Origin of the sequence: Streptomyces mobaraensis NBRC 13819 = DSM 40847, assembly GCF_017916255.1 — a bacterium.
Taxonomy (GTDB): domain Bacteria; phylum Actinomycetota; class Actinomycetes; order Streptomycetales; family Streptomycetaceae; genus Streptomyces; species Streptomyces mobaraensis.
In genome coordinates this window covers 6406458-6427230 of the sequence record NZ_CP072827.1, presented here as the reverse complement: position 1 = coordinate 6427230, position 20773 = coordinate 6406458, and the positions used below count along the sequence as shown (strand labels likewise).

Here is a 20773-nt window from a genome sequence, read left to right as displayed (position 1 = left end):
GAGAGGCCGGCCTCCGATGACGACGACCACGGAAGACGTCCCGCTCGTGCACGCGAGCCTGGGCGAGAGAGAACTCGCGGCCGTGGCCGAGGTGTTCGCCTCGGGGTGGCCGGCCGGCCAGGGCCCGAAGGGCAAGGCGCTCGAAGCCCGGTTGCGGCAGGACCACGGCGTCGGCGACGCGGTCGCGCTGAGCAACTGCGGGGCCGCCCTCCACCTGGCCATGCTGGCGCTCGGCGTCGAGCCCGGCGACGAGGTGATCGTCGCCGACTACACCTTCCCCGCCCCGGCCCACGCGGTGCGCTACGTCGGCGCCACGCCCGTCTTCGCCGACGTACGCGGCGACACGGGGACCATCGACCCGCGGGCGGTGGCGGATCTCATCAGCGCGCGCACGGTGGGCGTGATCGCCGTCGACACCGTCGGGCTGCCCGCCGACTACGCGGAGCTGACGGCCCTCGCCGACCGGCACGGCCTGTTCGTCGTCGAGGACGCCGCCTGCGCGGTCGGTGCCACCTACGGGGGACGTCCGACGGGCGCGCTCGCTCCGGTGGCCTGCCTCTCCTTCCACGGCCGCAAGGGCGCCAGCAGCGGTGAGGGCGGAGCGCTGCTCGCCGCCGACCCGGTGATCGGAGCGGCGGCCCGCCTCCGGTCGTCGTTCGGCATCGGCAGCATCTACGACCAAGCCCGGGCCGCGGGGCTGCCCATCCCCTCGTTCACCGAGATCGGCCACAACTACAAGCTCTCCGACATCGCCGCCGCGATCCTCCTGGTGCAGCTGGACCGGGTCGGTGAGCTCCTGGAACGCCGGAGCGCGGCGGCGGCGGCGTACGGGCTGCTGCTGGCCGACGAGGAACTGCTCACGCTGCCGCACGTCCCCGCGGACCGCACCCACGCCTGGCAGTCCTACCTGGTCACCCTCGACCCGCGGGTGGACCGCTCCGGTCTCGCCGCCGCGTTGCGGGCCCAGGGCATCGGCTGCGGCCACGGTACGTGGGCCTGCCATGTGCAGCCGGTGTTCGACACCGGGCGGCACTGTCCGGTCTCGGCCGACCTCTTCCGGCGCAACCTGGCCATTCCCATGCACGCGGAGCTCCGCCCGGACCAGATCGAACGGGTCGCGGAGGTGCTGCGGACCGAGCTGCGGAACAACCTGCGCCCGAACTGACCGGGGTCATCGCCACACCTGACGACAGAAGACGGAGGCAAAAGGCAGAGCCATGTCCTCACTTCCCGAGATCGAGACGCCGGACACGCCCGTCCTGTGCAAACCCGCGGTGCGAGTACCGGATTACACCATCACCATGGAACAGACTCTGGAGTTCGCCAGGGAGGCCCACGCCGGGAAGCCGCAACTGCCGCTGGCGCTGCGGCTGATAGAGAACACCGGGGTGCGGAAACGTCACCTGGTGCAGCCCGTCGAGAAGGCCCTGGACCACCCGGGATTCGAGGAACGCAACCGGATCTACGAGATCGAGTCGAAGAAGCGCTGCCCCGACGCCATCGAGGAGGCCCTGGCGAACGCCCTGCTGCGGGCCGAGGACATCGACGCGATCATCTATGTGTCATGCACCGGTTTTATGATGCCCTCGCTCACCGCATGGCTGATCAACACCATGGGATTCCGCTACGACACCCGGCAACTGCCCATCGCCCAACTGGGCTGTGCGGCGGGCGGGGCGGCGATCAACCGCGCCCACGACTTCTGCGTGGCCCACCCCGGCAGCAACGTACTGATCGTCTCGTGCGAGATGTGCTCGCTGTGCTACCAGCCCGACGCCGACGACATCGGTTCGCTGCTGTCCGACGGCCTGTTCGGGGACGCGGTCGCGGCGGCCGTGGTGCGCGGCCGGCCTGGTGCCGGCGTCGCCGGTGTCCGGCTGCGACGCAACGCCTCCTACCTCATTCCGAACACCGAGGAGTGGATCTCCTACGCCGTACGCGGCACCGGGTTCCACTTCCGGCTCGACCGCCGGGTGCCGGGCACCATGGAGCCGCTCGCCCCGGTGCTGCGCGGCCTCGCCGCGGACCACGGCTGGGACGCCGCGGACCTCGACTTCTACATCGTCCACGCCGGCGGCCCGCGGATCCTCGACGACCTCGCCCGGTACCTCGGGGTCGAGCACTCGGTCTTCCGGCACAGTCGGGGGACGCTGACCGAGTACGGCAACATCGCCAGCGCGGTGGTGCTCGACGCGCTGCGCAGACGGTTCGAGGAAGGACCGCTGCCCACGGGCGCCACCGGCGTGATCGCCGGCTTCGGCCCGGGCATCACCGCGGAGATGGCCCTGGGCACCTGGGTCGACGGCACCACCGGTGACCGCCGAGGGAAGCACCGGGTGGCCGGCGCCGCGCGGCGTCCGCACGTGGGGAGGACCGCATGACCGGGACCGGCGACGGCACGCAGGTTGGGCCCCGATCCGACCGGATCATGCGGTTGATCAACGGCTACTGGGCCACCGGGACGCTGGGCACGGCGGCGGCCTGCGACCTGTTCACGCACCTGGAGGCCGGTGCCGCCACACCGGCGGCGCTGGCCGAACGGGCCGGGATCGCGCCGCGCGGCGCACAGGCGCTGCTGGACGGCCTCGTCGCCCTGGGCCTGGTGACGGTGGCGGAGGGCCGTTACCGCAACACTCCCGAGGCGTCCGCCTTCCTCGTGGCGGACCGGCCCGAGTCGCTGGCCGGGTTCGCCCGCCTCAAGATGGGCCACATGGCCTCGCTGGCCGCGCTGCCCGACGCGGTACGGGCCGGCGGTCCGGTGGCGGACGCGGTGGTGGAGATCGCCGACAACCCGCACTGGGAGGGACTCGTCCAGGCCATCGCCGCGCAGACCGTGCCCGTGGCGCACCTCGCCGCCGAGGCGCTCGGGCTGGCGGACGCCGGGAGGATCTCGGTGCTCGACATCGGCGGCGGTTCGGGGGTCTGCTCGGCCGTCTGGCTCGGGCTCAACCCCGACGCCCGGGCCGTCCAGATCGACTGGGCGCCGATCAACGCGATCGCCCGGCGGCTGCTGGCGGAACGGGGCGTGGGCGACCGGGTCGAGCACGTCGACGGCGACTTCCACACCGTCGACTTCGGCGACCGCGATCACGACGTCGTCATGTACTCGAACATCGCCCACCAGGAAGGGCCCGAGGAGAACCAGGCGATCTTCACACGGGCCCGTCGAGCGCTGCGGGCCGGCGGCACGCTCGTCGTCTCCGACTACATCGCCGACGACGATCGCGGTGGCCCGCCCTTCGCGCTCACCTTCGCCGGCGAGATGCTGCTCAAGAGCCGGCGCGGTTCCACCTGGCGACGCCGGGACTACCGCACGTGGCTCACCGCCGCCGGGTTCGAGGACGTCCGCTTCCTGGACACCCCGTCACCCACCACCCTAGTCCTCGCCCGCTGACCCGCCGCCGGGCACCCGCTGGGAGCCGTCGAGCTCCGGTGCCTGGCGCAGGATCTCCGTCTCCAGGTGCCGCAGCGCCGGGCTGGGCGAGATGCCCAGGTCCTCCACCATCCTCTTCTGGTGGACCCGCAGCACCGACAGCGCGTCGGCCTGCCGGCCCGCCCGGTACAGCGCGAGGCTCAGCAGTTCGCAGCCGTACTCGCGCAGGGGATGGGCCTGCGTGAAGGCCACCAGTTCGGGCACCGCCATCTCGTGGTTGCCCACCGCGATCAGGGTGGCGCAGCGGCTCTCGATCACCGACAGGCGCAGTTCCTCGAGGCGTACGGCCTCGGGCAGCACGTGCGGGGTCGTGGCCGCTTCCGCGTACGCCTCACCGCGCCACAGGTCCAGACCGGCCTGGAACGCGTGCAGTGCCCGTTGTGGGTCACCCCGGTCGAGGGCCTGCCAGCCGGCGGTGGCGCTCTTCCAGAAGCGGTGGGCGTCGACCTCGACGGCCCTGCTGTTCAGCAGGTACCCGCGACCCCGGGTGCACAGCACCGTCGCCGGTGTGCGGGGCGCCCGGTGCGGTTCCAGGACGCGCCGCAGATTGGCGATGTACGCGTGCAGCGACGTGATGGCCGACTGCGGTGGCCGGCCTTCCCACAGCGTTTCCACCAGCGCGTCGACCGAGACCGGCTGGCCCGCCTGACTCACCAGCAGAACGAGCGCCGCACGCTGCTTGGGCGCGCCGAGGTCCACCCACCGGCCGCCGACGGCCGCCTCGACCGGGCCGAGCACCCGGAACTCCACGGCGGGGCCCGGCACGGGACCGGGTGCCGGGCCGGGCATGGGCGAGCCGCCCGGCCCGCCGGGGGGCTGGGCCGGGTCGTCCCGGCGCCGGGTGGGGACGGTGCCCAGGTCCAGCGCCTTGCTGACGTATTGCTTGAGGGTTTCGTTGGCGCGCTGCAACTCCTGGATCTCCCGCTCCAGTTCGGCTATGCGCAGCGCACCCGCGCCGTCCGTGCCGCCCGCCCGCCGCTCCGCTCCCGGGTCGGCGTCGGTCCGCCGTCCGCGCCGTCCGACGGCCACCGGGGCGGCGGTCACAGTGCCGCGGCGGATGCCCCGGTCCCTCGTGTCCTTCGTGTCCATCGTCTTCGCACTCCTAGGGTCTGCCCCGAAAGCGTGGGCCCGGACCGGCGCGGCGCGGGAGCCCTCGGCGGGGTGGTTCATGTGCCGCTGCGCGCCGGTGTCCGAACGGCCTCGCCGGCCGGCGACGGGACGTCGTCGCGGCGCCGGAACAGCGCGCCGGGCCACCACATCCAGCGGCCCGCGTCCAGGACGAGTGCCGTGACCAGGACCGAGCGCACCACGATGGTGTCGAGCAGCACGCCGAACGCCACCGTGAAGCCCAGTTCCACCGCGAAGACCAGGGGCAGCGAAGCCATCGCCGCGAAAGTGCCGGCCAGCACCACGCCGGCCGAGGTGATCACACCGCCCGTGGACGACAGGCCGGTCAGCGCGGCGCGCCGGGTGCCGTGCGGCAGTGTGTCCTCCCGGATCCGGGTCACCAGGAAGATGTTGTAGTCGATGCCCAGCGCCACCAGGAACACGAAGGCCAGCAGCGGGTACGAGGCGTCGGCTCCGGCGAGGCCGAGCACGTGCTCGAACACCAGGCCGCTCACGCCGAGGGCCGCGCCGAACGACAGCAGCACCGTGGCCATCAGCAGCAGCGGCGCGACCACCGCGCGCAGCAGTACCGCCAGGATGAGCAGGACCACGAGCAGCACGATCGGGATGATCACGGTGGAGTCGCGGGCCGCCGCGTTCTCCGTATCGACCATGATCGCGGTGCTGCCGCCGACCCGCGCGTCCGCGCCTTCGATCCGGTGCACCGCGGTCCGGGCCCGTTCGACGGTGCGTCTCGCCGCCTCGCCGCTGGGCTCGTCCGTCAACTGCGCGAGCAGCACGGCCTCGCCGTCCCGGACCACCGGGTCCGCGACAGCGCCGATCCCGGGCACTCCCGCCAGTGTCGTCCGCACCCGGTCGGCCGCGCCGGCGGCGGCCACGACGTACACCGGGTCGCCCGCCCCGGCCGGGAAGTGGGCGGCGCGGACCTCCTCGGCCACCACCACCTGCGGCTTGCCGGTGAACTGGTCCTTGTTCGACAGGCCGGAGGCATCGAGTCCGAGGGTGCCGAGGGCCATCGCCGCGAGCACCGCCGCGGTGCCCGCCCACACCAGCCGCGGGCGGCCCGAAACGGCGTTCCCCACACGGTTCCAGACGCTCTCCTTCTTCTCGCCCTCGGCACCGTAGGCGGGTTTCACCGGCCAGAAGATCCACCGGCCGCAGGCGACCAGCAGGGCCGGCATCAGCGTCACCATGGCGAGCAGGCCGACCAGGACGCCGACGGCGCAGGCCGGGCCCATGCCCTTGGTGGAGTTCAGGACGGCGAGCGTCAGCAGCAGCAGGCTGATCGCGACGGTCGCCGCACTGGCCACGATCGCCGGGCCCGAGCGGTACAGGGCCTCCGCCATCGCCTTGTGCCGGTCCCGGTGCCGTGCCAGCTCCTCCCGGTAGCGGGAGGTCAGCAGCAGCGCGTAGTCGGTGGCGGCGCCGAAGACCAGCACGACCAGGATGAAACCCGTCTGTTTGTTGACGACGAGCCCGGTGTCCCGGGCCAAGAGGTAGATCAGCGCTTTGGCCGCCGTCAGGGCCACGCCGACGGTGATCAGCGGCAGCAGCGGAAGCAGCGGGCTGCGGTAGGTGACCAGCAGGATCGCGACCACGACCAGCGCGGTGATCGTGGTCAGCGCGCCGCCGCCCCCGAACGCCTTGATCGAGTCGGCACCGTGGCCGGCCGGTCCCGCGATGTGGAAGCCCAGGCCGTCCGCGCCCTTCCCGCCGATGTCGGTCATCGCGTCGACGGTCTTGCCGAGCCCCTCCCAGCCGGACTTGTCCTTGTGTACCTGGACGACGGTCCGGATGGCCTCGCCGTCCTGGGACGCGACCGGCCCCTGCGGCGTGCCGACGACGTTCTCGACGCCCCGGAACGCCTTGGCGTCCGCGCGCGCCTTGGCCAGGTCGGCCGGGGTGACCCCGCCGGCCCGGTCGTAGACCACGATCGCGGGCACGGAGTCGATGGGCATCACCTTCTGAGCGCGTTCGGCGACGGCGGTGGACTCGGCGTTGCCGGGCAGCCAGGCCGCGTTGTCGTTCTCCTCCGCGTCACCGAGCTTCCCGGCCAGCATCAGCGCCGGGACCAGGACGACGGCCCAGAGCGCGATGACGACCCACTTGCCCACCCTTCCGCTGGGCAGGGCGGCCAGTTTTCGCAGCATGTCTGTGTCTCCGTGTTCCGTGGGGTGGACCGCGTCGCTCAGCCGCCCAGGTGCCGGACCCGGGCGCGGGCGTGCCCGAAGGCGAGCAGCACCGGGATGTCGGTGAGCAGCGGGAAGTGGTACGCGAAGGGGCGCGGGCCGACCATGTCGGGAGGGCCGCCGTAACTGCCGTCGGCCTTCTGCCGCTCCAGCAGCCAGGTGAGGGCGGCGCCGACGGGCCGCGGATCGTCGGCGTGGCAGAGCGTGATCAGGCCGTAGGCGGTGCTGATGTCGTCGCTGGGGTCACCGGGCCGCATGCCCCAGCCGCCGTCGGCGTTCTGCGTCTCGCGCACGGTCCGCTCGATCCGCGCCGCCATGCCGGCGGAGCGCCGGTCGTCCGGGCCCGCCGTGCAGGCGGCGAGCCGTACGCGGAACAGGCTGTGCAGGCGGCTTCGGCTCCAGCCCGGCTCGAAGCCGCCGTCGGCCTGCTGGCTGTCGGCGAGGAACGCCAGCGCCTTCGCACGCCGCGGCGCGGCGGCCGGGTGCGGGCCGAGCGCGCAGACCGCGGCGGCCGTCATGCACGGTTCCGAGGAGGCGCCCTCGACGTAGGTCGGGAAGCCGCCGTCCGCGCCCTGCACGGCCAGCAGGGCGGCCACCCCGCCGCGTACCGTCCGGGCGTGCGCGACCGGGTCGACCGCCTGCAGGAACTCCAGGGCGCAGGAGGTGTCGTCGACGTCGTTCTGCGCGACGAGCGGTGACATGGACCAGCCGCCGGTCAGCGCCCTGCCGCGGGAGAGCGAGCGCAGCGGCGCGCCGCCCCGCCGGGTGGCGAGCGTCGCCGCCATCCGGCGCAGCAGTGCCCGGTCGGCGCCCGCCGCATGCAGGGCGAGACCCCCGGTGGAGGTGCACCAGTTGTGCATCTCCAGGACGAACGGGAAGCCTCCGTCGGTGCGCTGGTGGCGGAGCAGCGTCGCGAGGCCGCGGCGCACGGTCTCCTCGTGGCCGGGTGTTCCGGCGAGCGCGTGCAGCACCAGCAGGTGCATCAAGGCGTAGCCCTCCCACACCGTGGTGGCGGGGTCGGTGGCCAGGAGGGTGTCCAGGGCGGCCTCGGTGGCCCGGTTCCGTACGCCGAGGGCGTCGGACAGGATCAGGGTGATGGCCGCCTGCTGCACGGCGGCCCATGAGTGCAGCGGGTCGGTGGGGACCCCTCCGCCGCCCGGGAGTGCGGCGTCGGCGGGCAGTGGGCAGCCGAGCACCGAGAGCACCGCGTACACCATGAGGCGGCGGCGGGTGGAGATGAAGCCCGGGGCGGCGTCGAGGACGCCCGACGCCAGGGTCGCGGCGAGGGCCCTGTCGCCGCCGGGCTCCCGGCCGGCGGCGAGCCCGATGGCACGCGAGGCGAGGACCCGGTCCAGCGCGTCCGGCGACTCCTGGTGCCCGCGCAGGTAGGCGAGGAGGCGACCGCGTGCCGGGGAGTCCGTCCCGGTCCTGGACATCAGCGACAGGGCGAGCGCGGACTCCAGCACCCTGCTCTCGCACCGCTCTCGTATCGCGCCGTCCTCGTCGGTCCTGGCGTGGATGTGCGCGATCAGGCGGGCCGTGGCCTGGCGCACCTCGTCGGGGGAGACCCCGTCGGGCAGGGGCAGCCGGGCCGGGCGCGCCGGGTCCGCGATCTTCATGGAGTGCTCCTGTCTGGGTCGGTCCGGAAGCGGCCGGAGTGCCTCGGGTGCCGGAGAGCGGGCGCCGGGCGGCGGGTCAGCCGACGCCCTGCGCGAACCGGAAGAGCCGGTACGGGTCGTACTTCTCCTTGATCCGCGCCAGCCGCGGGTAGTTCTCGGCGTAGTAGGAGCGCCGCCAGTCCGGCAGGCGCGGGTCGATGAAGTTCTGGTACGTCTCGCCGTTGGAGTAGGGGTCGATCACCGCGAAGCCGTGGTCGACGTACTCCCACGCGGCGGACTTGGCCTCGTACGGCACCGGCCCGGCGGTGTTCGAGGTGAGGTAACTGACCGAGAAGAGGCTGTCGCGGTGGACGTAGGCGGTGGCGTCGCGGCGTACGGTGTTGGCGCGGCCGCCGAGGGCGGAGATCTGCAACTGGCGCATCTGCCCGGGGAACCGGCTCGCGTCGAATGCCTTCAGCGCCGCGGCCCAGCCCTCGCGCGGCATCGTCCGTTCGAACAGCCGGCTGCGCCAGGCGCCGAACGCCGGGCGCTGGAGCGTCCCGCCGGATGAGGTGTCGGAGCGGTGGCACTGCTGCACGGTGAGTTCGGAGCACTGGTACAGCGACATCAGGACCGACTTGTACGGGGCGGTGAACTTCCGCCGGCCCACCGGGGGTCGGCCGACCAGCGAGACCAGCCGGGCGATCTCGTCGTCGAACGCCTTGCCGGTGTCCACGGAGCCCAGGAACACGGCGGCGGTCGGCACCGTGCCGGGCCCCGCGTCGGTCAGCGTGACGTTGACTCCGCTGCCGACCGTCCACGGGGCGTCGGTCAGCCACCGGGTCCAGCCGTCCAGCATGTCCAGGGCCTGGTCGAAGGTCCATACGAGGTTGACGGCGGCCACGTCGGTCAGCGGTGACGGGGTGACCTCGTACGACGTGACGATGCCGAAGTTGCCGCCACCGCCGCCGCGCAGGGCCCAGTACAGGTCGCTGTGGCGGTGCGGTGAGGCGACGACGGTGCGCCCGTCGGCGAGGACCACCTGCGCCGAGGTCACCTTGTCGGAGGCGATGCCGATGCTGCGGGTGAACAGGCCCATGCCGCCGCCCTGGAAGAACCCGCCGGCCGCGACGGTCGGGCAGTATCCGGCGGAGACGCCGAGTCCCGCCGGCGCGAGCGTGTCCGCGATGTCGACGAACTGGGCGCCGGGCTCGATCCGCACCGATCGGTCGCCGCGTACCACGGAGTCGAGGCCGGACACGTCGACGACCAGGCCCCGGGTGGTGGAGTAGCCGCCCGCGCTGTGGCCACCGCTGCGCGCGGCGACGGGTATGCCGTGGGCCCGGGCGAAGCGTACGCAGGCGGCGACGTCGGCGGCGGAGGCGCAGTAGGCGACCGCCTGGGGGCTGATGGCGTCGAACTGGACCTGGTAGAGCTGCTTGGCCCTCCGGTAGTCCGCGTCCGACGGGAGCACGAGGCGTCCCCGGAGCCGGTCGGCGAGCCGGGTCCACCGGGTGCCGGCGGTTCCGGTACCGGCCTGCGCGGCGCCGGTCAGCGCCGTCGCGGCCAGCGCGGCACCGCCGGTGCCGACGAGGAAGGACCTTCTGTCGATCATGCTGCTGCTTCCGTTTCCGTCGTTCGTCGGGAGGTTCGGGGGGCCGGCGCGGCCGTCACGGGGCCCGGTGTCCGGGAACGCCGAGGCCGCCGAGAACATGGGCGAGCGCCTCGGTCAGGGCCCCGGCGGGGTCCGCCTCGGCACCCGTGGCACACCAGGCCACGTGCTGGTCCGGCCGGACGAGAGCGGCGGCGCCGCCGTCCGTTCCGCGCAGGCGCCGCCAGGCGCCGTCGGCGTCGGCGTACTCCGCGCCCTCGTCCCCGTCTCCGATCCGGACCACGGTCACGGGCACGGAGAGCTTCCCGGCCGCCCGTTCGGCCGCCTCGGTCCACATCGCCCCGCCCGCCCCGGTGAACAGCACGAAACCGGCGTCGGGCCCGACCAGGTCATGGGTGGACACACGTCGCCCGTCCCGTTCCAGCCAGGCGTGCGGCAGCAGGTGCCCCGGGCGGACCACGGGCCGGTACTCGTCGCCCAGCGGCGAGCGGGCCGGCGGCCGGCTGCCGTCCGGAACGATCGCGCCCTGCTCGTACGCGAATCCGGTCTCCACGTCGAGGGCCTGGCACTCGCCGCGGTGGGTCGCGAAGATCTCCGCGGCCCTGGCGCGCTGTGCGGCGCCGACCGGTGTCGGCGAGAAGTAGGAGAGGAACACGGGTGTCCGGCGCTCCGGCGGCACGTGCGGGCCGAGGCCGACGGCGGCGTCGATGACCACTTGGTGGTGCGCGGCGGCGGACATCGCCCAGGCCGTGTTGGACCGGCCGACGGGCCGGCGCTCGGTCTCGTAGGTGTCGAGCAGGCCGTCGCAGGCACGTCCCGAGAGCACCGCGGCGAGCTTCCAGGCGAGGTTGTGCGCGTCCTGGATACCGCTGTTGAGGCCGAGGCCGACGGCCGGCGGCTGGCGGTGGGCGGCGTCGCCGACGAGGAACGTCCGGCCGTGACGGTAGCGCTCGGCGAGGACCGCCTCCACGCGCCAGCTCGTCACGTCGTGCAGGGTCAGGTCGAGACCGGGCAGGCCGAGCACCTCGCGGACGCGGTCGGCAACCGCCTTCTCGTCCATGCGGTCGATCCCGGTGAGCGGCAGGTGGAGTCCCCACTCCTCGCAGTGCCTGCCCCAGGTCGGGCCCATCTCGATGAGGGCGCCGGACAGGTCGGGGCGGTAGGGGTTGAGGAACCAGGTGATGATGGAGCCCTCGGTCCACCACTCGGACAGGTCCGCGGAGAAGTAGGCCGTGGTGGCGTCGAAGAGGGCGGGCGGGCCCTCCATGCGCACGCCGAGGGCGGGACCCACGGTGCGGCCGGCGTCCGCGGCGATCAGGTACTGCGCGGTGACCGTGGTGATCCGGCCGGTCTCGACGCAGCGGATCTCGGCGGTGACGCCGTCGGCGGCCTCGGTCAGCGCGACCAGCTCGTGGCCGAACCGGACGTGCCCGGGATTGCGCTGCTCCGCGTGGCGGCGCAGCACCGGCTCCAGGCGCACCTGGGGCAGTTTGGCCGGCAGCGCGGGGCCCGCCGCTTCGTAGGCCTCGCGCAGCGCGCCGCCCCCGAAGCCGTCCATCTCGTGGATGACCCGCCCGTCCAGCGGGCCCGGACCGGTGAGCGTGGTCTGCCATCGGACCGTGCCGAACTGCTCGGGCGTGGCCGCCCGTTCGGCCACGTCGTCCGCCAGGCCGTACTGGCGGAAGATGCCCATGGTGCGCAGGTTGATGTAGTGCGCCTTCGGCAGGCGCGAGGTGTCCGCGCGGCGCTCCACCAGCAGGTGCTCGACACCGTGGCCCGAAAGGAAGACGGAGGCGGCCAGTCCGGAACCGCCGCCGCCCACGATCAGTACCGGGACTTTCAGGGTGCTCAAGGTCGGTCCTTCCGAGAGGGAACGAGAGGGAGAAGAGGGGAAGGCGGTGCCGGATCACACCGGGTCCGCGAGGGCCCCCGCCGGGAGCCGCATGATGTCCCGCACACCGGAGTCCCACCGGTAGTAGGACTGGAGCTTGTAGTACTCGCCGTCGGGCTGTGAGGCGACGGCGTAGACGAACCTCGTGTCGGGGTCCGTGCGGCGCACGTGGCGCACGAACCGCTCGATCCGTTCGTCGAGTTCGACGGGCAGGGAGGCCGGGTCCGTGGTCGCCACGGCGAAGCAGATCCGCTCGATGACCGGGGAGTCCCAGCCGAGGGTCACGTAGACGCCGAAGGCCCGGCGGCCGAGCCGGAGCATCTGCTCGCTCGGTTCGGCCTGGTCGACCTCCCGCAGCATGGACCGTACGGACTCGGGGGCGATGCCCCCGGCGGGCGGCTCGCCGAAGTAGACGTTCACGGTGCGGTTGCGGTAGTCGACGCCGAGCAGGCCCACGGTGTCGCCCAGGCCGTGCCGGGAGATGAAGTCCAGGCTCTTTCCCAGGCTGTGCGGCATCGACGGGAGGCCGGCGAGTTCCGTGACGCTGTGCAGGGCGGTACGGGGCAGCACCACCCAGATCTTCTTGAAGCCCCCCACCACGCCGAAGTCGATGCCGTAGCCGTCGACGGGGCAGTTGTCGCGCAGGTCGGCGAGCAGCCGGGCCACAGGGTGGTCCGTCTCCTCCAACAGCCCGCTGTCCACGGCGAGCCGGTACGGATCGACGTCCCGTGGCACCGTGAACCGGCAGTCGAGCTCGTCCGCGCGGTGCGCGCCGGTCGCCACGCGGAAGGCGACCACGGCCCGGCTCAGCTCGCCTCCGTACACGTCCAGCACGCGCAGCACGTCGTCGCGGACGTAGTCCACCTCCAGCAGGCCGGCCGTTTCCTCGATGGCCGAGCAGAGCGCCCGGGCCGCGCTCGACCGGGAGATCGGGTCCGCCTCACTCACGGGCAGTCACCATCCTTGCGTCGGTGACGGACGGTTCCGGCCGTCCGTCGGGAACAGGGCTGTCCGCACCGGGCACCGCCGTGGCACGGGCTCACCGGGGCCGCCCGTCTTGCGGCGGTCGTGTCCGGTGGGTGCGGCGGTCCGGGCGGGTGGCGGGACGAGCGGCCGGCGCGGTGTCTCGGCACTCCCGCCGCGCAGCATCCGCAGGTAGGCGCCGCTGAGCCGCCGCCCGGGCAGGACGCCGAGCTGTTCGTCGAGGATCCGACGGCCTTCGCCGTAGACCCGGACGGCCTCGGCCTGCCGGTCGGAGTGGTGGAGTGCGGTGATGAGGTGGGCGCGCAGGTTCTCGTCCGTGGGGAAGCGGGCCACCAGGAAGAGGAGTTCGGGCACCAGTAATCGGTGCCGCCCCAGCGACAGGTCCGCCTCGATCCGGCAGTCCAACGCCCGCTTCCGCAGGGCTTCCAGACGTGGCCGTTCGAACCGCAGAAGGTGCTCGGTCGCGTTCTCCAGGGCATGGCCGCTCCAGCAGTCCAGGGCGGCTCCGAGCAGTCTCCCCGCTTCCTCGTGGCGGTTCTCCTCGAAGGCCCGCCTGCCGAGCCGCTCGAGTCGTTCGAAAGTGAGCAGGTCTATTTCGGCCCCACGGGCGTCGAAAACGTATCCCGGACCTTTCCGGTGGATCCGCGCGCCGTTTCCGAGCGTTTTCCTGAGCCGGGACACATAGGTGTAGATCTGCGCGTTCGACGTGGGCGGCGGCGCATCCTCCCACAGCGCCGCGCTCAGCCGGCTGTCGGCGACCAGCGCACCGCGCGCGAGCAGCAGCACCGCGAGCACGGTGTGGATCTTGGTCCCGGACAGCGGAACCACCGCGCCCGCCCGGATCGCGGAGACCGGGCCCAGCAGCCGGAAGACCAGCGGCCCCGGCCCTCCGGCGCCCGGGCCGGCCGGTCCGGAATCCCCTCCGGCGGACCGGGAAGCGACACCAGCAGAGTTCAGCACAGCGCAATCTCCGTCCCACGGCATCTCCTGGGCACGACTTTCCAGGACCATATCCCCGGGCCCTCTCCGCGTGTTATCGGATCGATTTCGAGCGCGCGAAACAGCGGCGAAACGACGAGAAAAACGCCCGCCACTAGAATCCCGGCAGAAGACGATCCCAAGGATTACGGGAAACATTTCCGGTGCACCCGTGAGGAGATTCCTTCATGCGCGATCCCCGTACCGTCACCGAAGTGCCCGCCGGGACCGCGGCGTTCCCCGCCCCCGGGCCCCGGGCGGACGAGGACGACCTGCCCTGGACGTGACGCGTACCCGGGCCCGGGAGGCGCTCGGCGGGCGCGTCAGCGGTCGGCGAGCAGACAGGCCAGGAACGCGCCTTCGATGGGATGGACCGCGTCGTGCGACTCCAACGCCTCGCGCAGCCGGCCGACGCGCCGCTCCCACAGCGGCGCGTTGAGGGTACGGAACTCCTCCAGGGCCCAGTCCAGGGGCTCGCCCGCGCCGGTGCCGCCGCGGACCGCGTCCGCGCAGGCGAGGTGGGTGACGATCCGGGCCTGCAGGAACCGGTCGCCCACCTCCTCGGCGAGGCGCAGCGCCAGCAACAGGCTGGCACGGGCCTTGTGCGGTCGGTGCTGCCGCCACTGCGCCTCGCCGAGCGCGCAGAGGCCGTGGGCCTCCCCGAGCCGGTCGCCCTGGCCGCGGGCGAGTCCCACCACATCGTGGCAGACCCGCTCGGCCTGCACCGGCCGGCCCGCTCCGAGCAGCGCCTCCGCCAGGCGGTAGAGGTTCTGGGTGCGGCTGCGCAGCGACCCCGCCTCGTAACTCACCTGGATGGCCTGGTTGCTGAGCTCCACACCGCGTTCCGGATCGCCCTGCTCGATCTCGATCTGGGCGAGCAGCCCCAGCGCGTGGGAGAGGCCGGAGTTGTCCCCGGACCGCCGGAACAGCGTCAGGGACTCCTCGCAGTAGCGGGCCGCCTCGGTGAGGTCGCCGTAGAAGCGGGCGCAGACCGCGAGGTTGCGCCGCACGATGGCCCGGCCCTGGGTGTCGTCGCTCCGCTCCAGGTAGGACAGGGCGGTGAGCAGCCGCTCCCGCGCCTCCTCGTAGCGGCGCTGGTAGATCGCGAGCGTCCCCAGGGAGCGGAGCATGGTGCCCGCCCCGCGGGTGTCACCCGCGCGCCGGGCGCCTTCCAGGGCGCACTCGGCGGTGCGTCGCCAGTCTTCCAGGTAGTTGCGTATTTCGTAGAACGGGACCATTCCGACGGCGAGGAGCCACGCGCGCTTCGTCCGCCCCTCCCGAACCGCCTGCACCACCAACGCGCCGAGCGCCTCACGCTCCCCTTCGAACCATTCGATGGGATCGGCGACGAGTTCGCTCACCGTCTCGCCCGGGACCGGCTCGGGGGACTGCGGGCAGCTGTGCGGGGTCTCCCCTCTCCCGTACAACTGCTCCTGTGCCGCGTACACCACCGAGAGCACGGCGTTCAGGACCCTTTCCAGGGTCTGTTCGCGCTCCTGCTCGTCGTCTTCGGCCAGGCACCGCTCCCGGGCGAACCGGCGCATCACCTCCTGGAAACGGAAGCGGTTCGTTCCACCGTGCGCGGGACGGACGTCCAGGAGCCGGGCACCGACGAGTTGGTGCAGCAGTCGCTCGGACACCTCCGGGGTGACACCGAGGACGGGAACGCCGATCCACGACGGGAAGTCGGGCACGTCCAGCATGGAAAGCTGCCGGTAGAGCCGCGCGGCGCGCATGGGGAGCGCCCGGTAGCCGAGCCAGACGCTCGAGCGCACCCCGCTCTCGCCCGGGCTGAGGGTGCTCACCCGCTCACGGCGGTCCTCCACCCGTGCCGCCATCTGGCGCAGCGACCACCGGTGGTCGGACAGCAGCCGGGTGGCGATGACCCGCAGGGCGAGCGGAAGCCGGTCGCACAGGTCCACCAGCCGCTCGGCCGCGTCCGGTTCGGCGGCCACCCGGTGCTCCCCGATCGTGGCGGCGAGCAGGTCCAGGCACTCGGCCCGGCTCATGACGTCGAGGTCCACCCGCACCGCGTCGGCCGTCCCGGCGAGCCCGTGCAGCGGGTCGCGGCTGGTGACCAGGGCCCGGGCGGGGCCGCGGCCGGGCAGCAACGGGCGGATCTGCTCGAGGGAGCGGGCGTCGTCGAGGACGACGAGCAGCCGTCTGCCGTCGAGGGCGGCGTGGTAGAGCGCCGCCCGGTCCACGGGATCCGCGGGGACCGAGGTCCCGGGTATCCCGAGCGCGCGGAGCGCCTGCTCCAGAGCCGCCTCGGCCGGGCCATGACCGCCGGGCCCCCGCGGATCCCCGAGGTCCAGGTAGAGCCGGCCGTCGGGGAAGTGCTCCGCCGCCCGGTCGGCCCAGTGCAGGGCCAGCGCGCTCTTGCCGACCCCGGCCGGCCCGCGGATCGCCACGACGCCGGCCGTGGCGCCGCTGGTTCGGCCCGGCGCCATCGGCACGAGCCGCTCCAGGAGCCGCAGTTCGGCCTCGCGCCCGACGAACGGCTCGGGGGGCAGGGGCATCCGGCGACGCACGGCGACCGGGACGGGGACGGACGTGGGGGCGGCGTCGTGCGCGGTGTCCGGGGCGGCGTCCGGAGTGACGGCGCCCGGCACGGCCGCGGTCCACCCGTCGTCCTCCAGCACCTCGCGGTGCGCCTCCCGCAGTTCGGGACCGGGCTCGACGCCCAGTTCGGCGACGAGGACGCGGCGTCCCTCGCGGTAGCAGTCCAGCGCTTCGGACCGTCGGCCCGACAGGTGGTACGCCCGCATGAGGATGGCGCGGGCGTTCTCGCGCAGCGGGTGTTCGGCGACGACCGGGGCCAGGCACTCCACCGCCGACCGGTAGTGGCCCTGCCCGAGCCGAAGGGTGGCGTACTCCTCGATCAGATTGGTCCGCAACTCGGTGATCCTGCCGGCGGTGCCGCTGAGCGCGCCGCCGTCCACGCCGTCGAGTACCGGCCCCGAGCAGAGCGCGAGGGCGTGCTCGAAGCGTGCCGCGGCCTCCGCCGCGTTCCCCGCCTCGACGGCGGCCCGGGCGGCCGCGGCCGACTCGTACAGGTCGGCCACGTCGACGTAATGGCCCTCGCTGTGCAACACATAGCCGGGCAGCAGCGTCTCGATGAGGTCGTCCACGCCCGCCTCGTCGCGGAACGTCTTGCGCAGCGCGGAGACGCAGATGGCTATCTGGTTGCGCGCGGTGGCGGGCGGGTCCCCATGCCAGACGGCCTCCGCGAGGGCCTCGACGGAAACGGGCCGTCCCGGGGTGAGGAGCAGCAGGACCAGTACCGCGCGCTGCCGTGCGCTGCGCAACAGCAGTGGCCTGCCGTCCGCGCTCACCTTGAGCGGCCCCAGTACCTGAAACGCCAATCGGGGCGCCACTCCGCCTCCTTCCGGGACCGCGCACGCCCCGCCCCCCGCGAAGACATTGCCAAATCATTGTGTGGAGCAGACCCGCCGTCGACAACACACTTGCCCAACAACTCACTCTGCGTACCAGTCAGTTGGCCCCGGATCGAGATCCGGCGGGCTTCCGTCGACGTTCCGTCACCACCCGTCCGGCAGCTGTCCGTCATATGACGTACGCTCTTTCAGGCCGGCCGCGATCTCCCTGCCGACGCGGCCCCCCGCACTGCCGTTGGCCAGCACGACGAGACCGCGGTCCGCGCCCGGGCAGAACGCCGACGCCGCGTAGTAGCCGGGCGGCGCCGCGTCGGCGGCATCGCACGCCTCCTGGGCACCGCGGGCTTCGCCGTCCTGGGCCTCGGTCTCCGCGGCGAGACCGTGGAGGCCGCCCGGGCACGGAACCGCGACGGGCGCCATGGAGTCCCGCTCGCACGGCGCGCCACGCAGGGAGCGCCGGAGCTCCCACGTCACCTTGGCCAAATCCGGCGCCGTCGCCCACAGTTGGAGCCGACCGGCGGACCGGCCGACGCCGTGCAGCGCCCGGCCGGTGGCGTCATGACCCACCCGGGCCACGGGCACGCCGCCGCCGTTCCCCGACGGGGGCGCGCCGAACCGGCTGCCGTCCAGGCCGAGCGGCCCCAGCACCAGACGTCGCAGCAGGGGGCCGAGCGCCTCGCCCGTGGCGTCCTCCAGCAGCCCGGGCAGCAACGCGGCGCCCACATCGGCTCGGCGGCGGCACAGCAGGTCCGCCAAGGTGACCGGGACGCCCCCGGCGCGGCCGACCCGGGCGTCCAGCGCCAGCAGCCCCTGGTCCACCAGGCGCAGGGCACCCAGCGCCGCGACGTGCCGGCTCAGCCGCCCCGCGGGGAAGGCGGTGCGTGGGGTGATCGGCCGGCCCGCGCCGTCGCTGCCCGCCGCCTCGACCGCCACCAGGCGCCCGCCCTCCCATAACGCGAAGCAGACTCCCGGTACCCGGTGCGCCGCCAGCGAAGCGACGAGGCCGGATCCGCCGCGGAACGAGCGCTTCCAGGGGTCGGCCCGCCCGCGGCGCCCGTCGGGCTCCCCCGGCCCGCGCCCCGCGGTCCGTCCGTGCAGCGCCGACCGCTCCACCCGCCCGTCGGCGCCGCGCGGCACCTCGTCGACGAGGGTGACGTCGGCGGGGACCAGGTGGGCGGGCACCCGCCGCTCGCAGTGGGCCGCCAGAGCCGCCTCGTCCAGCCCCTCCGCGCCGGGGCGCGCCACCACGTAGGCGGCCAGCCGGACGACGCCCGGCGCGTCCTCGACACCCATGACGACGGCCTCGGCGACGCCCGGGTGATCGTGGAGCGCCTCCTCGGTCTCCACTGGATCGGCCCGGTGGCCACGCACCCACAGCTGCCGGTCGGTACGGCCGAGCAGCCGCACCTCACCCGTACTCGTCCGGCGGGCCGACTCCCCGGTGCGATACATCCGGGCCCCTGCCGGACCGTAGGGGTCCGGCACGAACCGCTGCGCCGTCAGCGCGGGCCGCCCCACATAGCCACGCGCCACGCCCGGGCCGGTCACGTACAGCTCCCCCACCGCACCGTCCGGAACCGGCAGGAAATCGCCGTCCAGCACGCGCGTCCGGGTGTCGCCGTCAGGCTCGGGGGGCAGCAGGGGACCGAACGACGTCTCGGCCGCCCCGTACGCGGTGCGCAGCCGGCCGGGGCCGAGCCGCTGGGCGAGTCGGGCCGCCGCGGGTCCGGGTGCGCCGCCCGTGACGACGAACCGCCGGGCCAGCGCCGCGCCGCCTGCCTCGCCCAACTGTGTTACCACGTGCTCCAGCTGACAAGCCGTCATGGCCAGCAACGCGCACGTTCCGGCCCGCGAGAGCCACTCGCCGGGCCGCCCCGGGTCCAGCGCCCTCGGTGCGAGCAGCACCCGCCGCCCGGCCCAGAGCGGCGCCCACAACCCCGTCACCGCCCCCTCGGAGGCGACCGGCGCGCAGACCGCCGTACCGCCGCCACCCGTCCCCGCGAACTCCGCTGCGACCGAGCCGAGGTGATGTGCCAGTCCCCGGTGAGGGACCGCGACGGCGAGCGGGGGCCCGGCCACCGCGGGCACCCGCATCACATACGCCACGTCCTCGGGATCCGGTGCCCCTCCGAGCGGCTCGTCCGAGAGCCGGGCCAGCACGCCGCGCACCTCGGGATCGTCCGCGTACCGCACCCGTCCGCCGAAACCACCGACCCCGTAGGGCATCTCGGTGACCAGGAACCGCGCCCCCGCGACGCTGAGCAGTGCGCACAGCGAGGCCACCGGGGACTCGGTCTCCAGCGGCAGGCACCCTGCCCCCGCCTTCCACACGCCGAGCGTCACCGCGTGCAGGTCGGCCCCCCGCCCGAGCAGCACCCCCACCACCGCTCCGCGCCCCACGCCCAGCGACCGCAGGTACCGCGCCCAGCGGTTCGACACCGCCTCCAACTCCCCGAAGGTCAGGGCGAACCCCTCCCCGCGCAGGGCTTCCGCCCCCGGCACCCGGCGCGCCAGCCGCCCGGTGACCGTCGTCACGTCGACAGCACCGCCGGTCACCCCCTCGGCCACGCGACGGCGCAGACTCACCGGACACGGATCGGTCCACGCTTCCTGCACCCGGGCCAGGCACCGCTCCCGTACCCCGCCGACACCCTCCGCCCACCAGCCGGCGGGCAGTTCCCGGGTGGCCGGCCAGATCGCGTACTGCCCCTCGTCGTTGAGCACGACACGCCACTGCGCGCGGGCGTCATCCCGTGGTTCAAACAACGCTGCTCCTTTTCGGGTCATGGGGGTTCCCTGAGTCGGAACATTCGAGCCCATCTTGCCCGGATGTGCCATACGCGGCCTATGGGGACACCGGACCAAGAAATCGCCAACCGATCACCAACCGCCGCAAGAGAAGCGCGGGCTTTACTGCGGTCGAGACGCCGGGCCCGGCACTCGCACGTATCCAGGTTCCGCCAGGAACACGGCACATCCGCGAAGGAGCACCCTATGCACGGCTTCTCGGCGCGACGCGTCGCCCTGACCTCGATCGCCGCCGCGAGCGCGCTCGCCGCTTCCCTGGCCCTGGCCGGACCGGCGGCGGCCGTCGCTCCGGCGACGGCGACGGCCACGTACGACTGCGGTTCCGCCGGCGTCGGCACCGTCACACTCACCGCCGCGGACTCCGGCGGCGGCAAGACGATACGCGTCGACTCCACGGACATCCGCACCCAGTACCCGCTCAAAGCCAACACCGTGACCGCCACGCTGAAGCTGAACAAGACCTCCGGCGGTGCGACGAGCGAGGTGCGGTTCTCCGGCACCGCGCATGCGGCCGCGGCCACGGGCGACCCGATCTCGTTCGGTCCGCTTCCGCTCACCACCGGCTCGCTGTCCGACGGTGACACCACCGACTCGGCCGCTCTCGGGGGAGCGCCGAGCGAGACCAACTGGTCCCTGAAGCTCACCGTCAACAAGCCCACCGGCAGCTTCAGTTCCTACTGCACCGCCACCGGCAAGCAGTCGGCTGCCTTCACCTGGTAGTCCGCGGGCACGCCGCGTCCCCCGGGGGGCGCGG

13 protein-coding genes are annotated in these 20773 nt (G+C 73.5%); 4 read left to right on the top strand and 9 right to left on the bottom strand.

What is annotated here, in order from left to right:
• Positions 1 to 16: 16 nt before the first annotated feature.
• Genes J7W19_RS27680 through J7W19_RS27670 form a run of 3 tightly spaced genes read left to right on the top strand, consistent with a single transcriptional unit; the run spans position 17 to position 3394 of the window.
• Positions 17 to 1165, top strand: a complete 1149-nt coding sequence (locus J7W19_RS27680; protein ID WP_004939140.1) for a DegT/DnrJ/EryC1/StrS family aminotransferase — start codon at positions 17 to 19, stop codon at positions 1163 to 1165.
• Positions 1166 to 1217: 52 nt separating this feature from the next.
• A complete protein-coding gene (locus J7W19_RS27675) occupies positions 1218 to 2381 on the top strand; it encodes a type III polyketide synthase (RefSeq protein WP_004939143.1) in 1164 nt (387 codons plus the stop codon).
• Positions 2378 to 3394 carry a class I SAM-dependent methyltransferase gene (locus J7W19_RS27670; RefSeq protein ID WP_004939144.1) on the top strand — a complete coding sequence of 339 codons (1017 nt, stop codon included), beginning with the start codon at positions 2378 to 2380 and terminating at the stop codon, positions 3392 to 3394. The genes J7W19_RS27675 and J7W19_RS27670 overlap by 4 nt, the downstream gene beginning before the upstream one ends.
• Here the strand turns inward: J7W19_RS27670 and J7W19_RS27665 are convergent.
• The 9 genes from J7W19_RS27665 to J7W19_RS27615 all read right to left on the bottom strand — a co-directional run bounded on the left by J7W19_RS27665 (position 3377) and on the right by J7W19_RS27615 (position 19977).
• Positions 3377 to 4522, bottom strand: a complete 1146-nt coding sequence (locus tag J7W19_RS27665; protein ID WP_004939147.1) for an AfsR/SARP family transcriptional regulator — start codon at positions 4520 to 4522, stop codon at positions 3377 to 3379. The two genes, J7W19_RS27670 and J7W19_RS27665, sit on opposite strands and share 18 nt — an antisense overlap.
• 77 nt (positions 4523 to 4599) lie before the next feature.
• Positions 4600 to 6711: an MMPL family transporter gene (locus J7W19_RS27660; RefSeq protein WP_004939150.1), complete on the bottom strand. Its 2112-nt coding sequence runs from the start codon at positions 6709 to 6711 to the stop codon at positions 4600 to 4602.
• Between the two features lie 38 nt (positions 6712 to 6749).
• Positions 6750 to 8369 (bottom strand): prenyltransferase/squalene oxidase repeat-containing protein, encoded by a 1620-nt coding sequence (locus J7W19_RS27655; protein WP_004939154.1) that lies wholly within the window; start codon positions 8367 to 8369, stop codon positions 6750 to 6752.
• Positions 8370 to 8445: 76 nt separating this feature from the next.
• Positions 8446 to 9963, bottom strand: coding sequence for an FAD-binding oxidoreductase (locus J7W19_RS27650; protein WP_040887670.1), 1518 nt, complete (start codon positions 9961 to 9963; stop codon positions 8446 to 8448).
• Positions 9964 to 10018: 55 nt separating this feature from the next.
• Positions 10019 to 11812 carry an FAD-dependent monooxygenase gene (locus tag J7W19_RS27645; RefSeq protein WP_004939159.1) on the bottom strand — a complete coding sequence of 598 codons (1794 nt, stop codon included), beginning with the start codon at positions 11810 to 11812 and terminating at the stop codon, positions 10019 to 10021.
• A 54-nt stretch (positions 11813 to 11866) separates the two neighbouring features.
• On the bottom strand, positions 11867 to 12799 hold the full coding sequence (locus J7W19_RS27640; protein WP_004939162.1) for an aromatic prenyltransferase: 933 nt from the start codon (positions 12797 to 12799) through the stop codon (positions 11867 to 11869).
• Positions 12800 to 12805: 6 nt separating this feature from the next.
• Positions 12806 to 13795 carry an AfsR/SARP family transcriptional regulator gene (locus J7W19_RS27635; protein WP_004939165.1) on the bottom strand — a complete coding sequence of 330 codons (990 nt, stop codon included), beginning with the start codon at positions 13793 to 13795 and terminating at the stop codon, positions 12806 to 12808.
• Positions 13796 to 14136: 341 nt separating this feature from the next.
• Complete coding sequence (locus J7W19_RS33205) at positions 14137 to 17190, bottom strand: AfsR/SARP family transcriptional regulator (protein ID WP_233478186.1); 3054 nt, start codon at positions 17188 to 17190, stop codon at positions 14137 to 14139.
• Between the two features lie 165 nt (positions 17191 to 17355).
• On the bottom strand, positions 17356 to 19977 hold the full coding sequence (locus J7W19_RS27615; protein WP_158688719.1) for an AMP-binding protein: 2622 nt from the start codon (positions 19975 to 19977) through the stop codon (positions 17356 to 17358).
• A gap of 228 nt (positions 19978 to 20205) precedes the next feature.
• On the opposite strand from J7W19_RS27615, the gene J7W19_RS27610 reads away from it, so the two are divergent.
• Positions 20206 to 20739, top strand: coding sequence for a hypothetical protein (locus J7W19_RS27610; protein WP_004939174.1), 534 nt, complete (start codon positions 20206 to 20208; stop codon positions 20737 to 20739).
• Positions 20740 to 20773: the final 34 nt, after the last annotated feature.

What these genes read in the sequence shown, in the direction of transcription:
- J7W19_RS27680 (WP_004939140.1), top strand. Translation starts at nt 17, where the DNA reads ATGACGACGACCACGGAAGACGTCCCGCTCGTGCACGCGAGCCTGGGC.
- J7W19_RS27675 (WP_004939143.1), top strand. Translation starts at nt 1,218, where the DNA reads ATGTCCTCACTTCCCGAGATCGAGACGCCGGACACGCCCGTCCTGTGC.
- J7W19_RS27670 (WP_004939144.1), top strand. Translation starts at nt 2,378, where the DNA reads ATGACCGGGACCGGCGACGGCACGCAGGTTGGGCCCCGATCCGACCGG.
- J7W19_RS27665 (WP_004939147.1), bottom strand. Translation starts at nt 4,522, where the DNA reads ATGGACACGAAGGACACGAGGGACCGGGGCATCCGCCGCGGCACTGTG.
- J7W19_RS27660 (WP_004939150.1), bottom strand. Translation starts at nt 6,711, where the DNA reads ATGCTGCGAAAACTGGCCGCCCTGCCCAGCGGAAGGGTGGGCAAGTGG.
- J7W19_RS27655 (WP_004939154.1), bottom strand. Translation starts at nt 8,369, where the DNA reads ATGAAGATCGCGGACCCGGCGCGCCCGGCCCGGCTGCCCCTGCCCGAC.
- J7W19_RS27650 (WP_040887670.1), bottom strand. Translation starts at nt 9,963, where the DNA reads ATGATCGACAGAAGGTCCTTCCTCGTCGGCACCGGCGGTGCCGCGCTG.
- J7W19_RS27610 (WP_004939174.1), top strand. Translation starts at nt 20,206, where the DNA reads ATGCACGGCTTCTCGGCGCGACGCGTCGCCCTGACCTCGATCGCCGCC.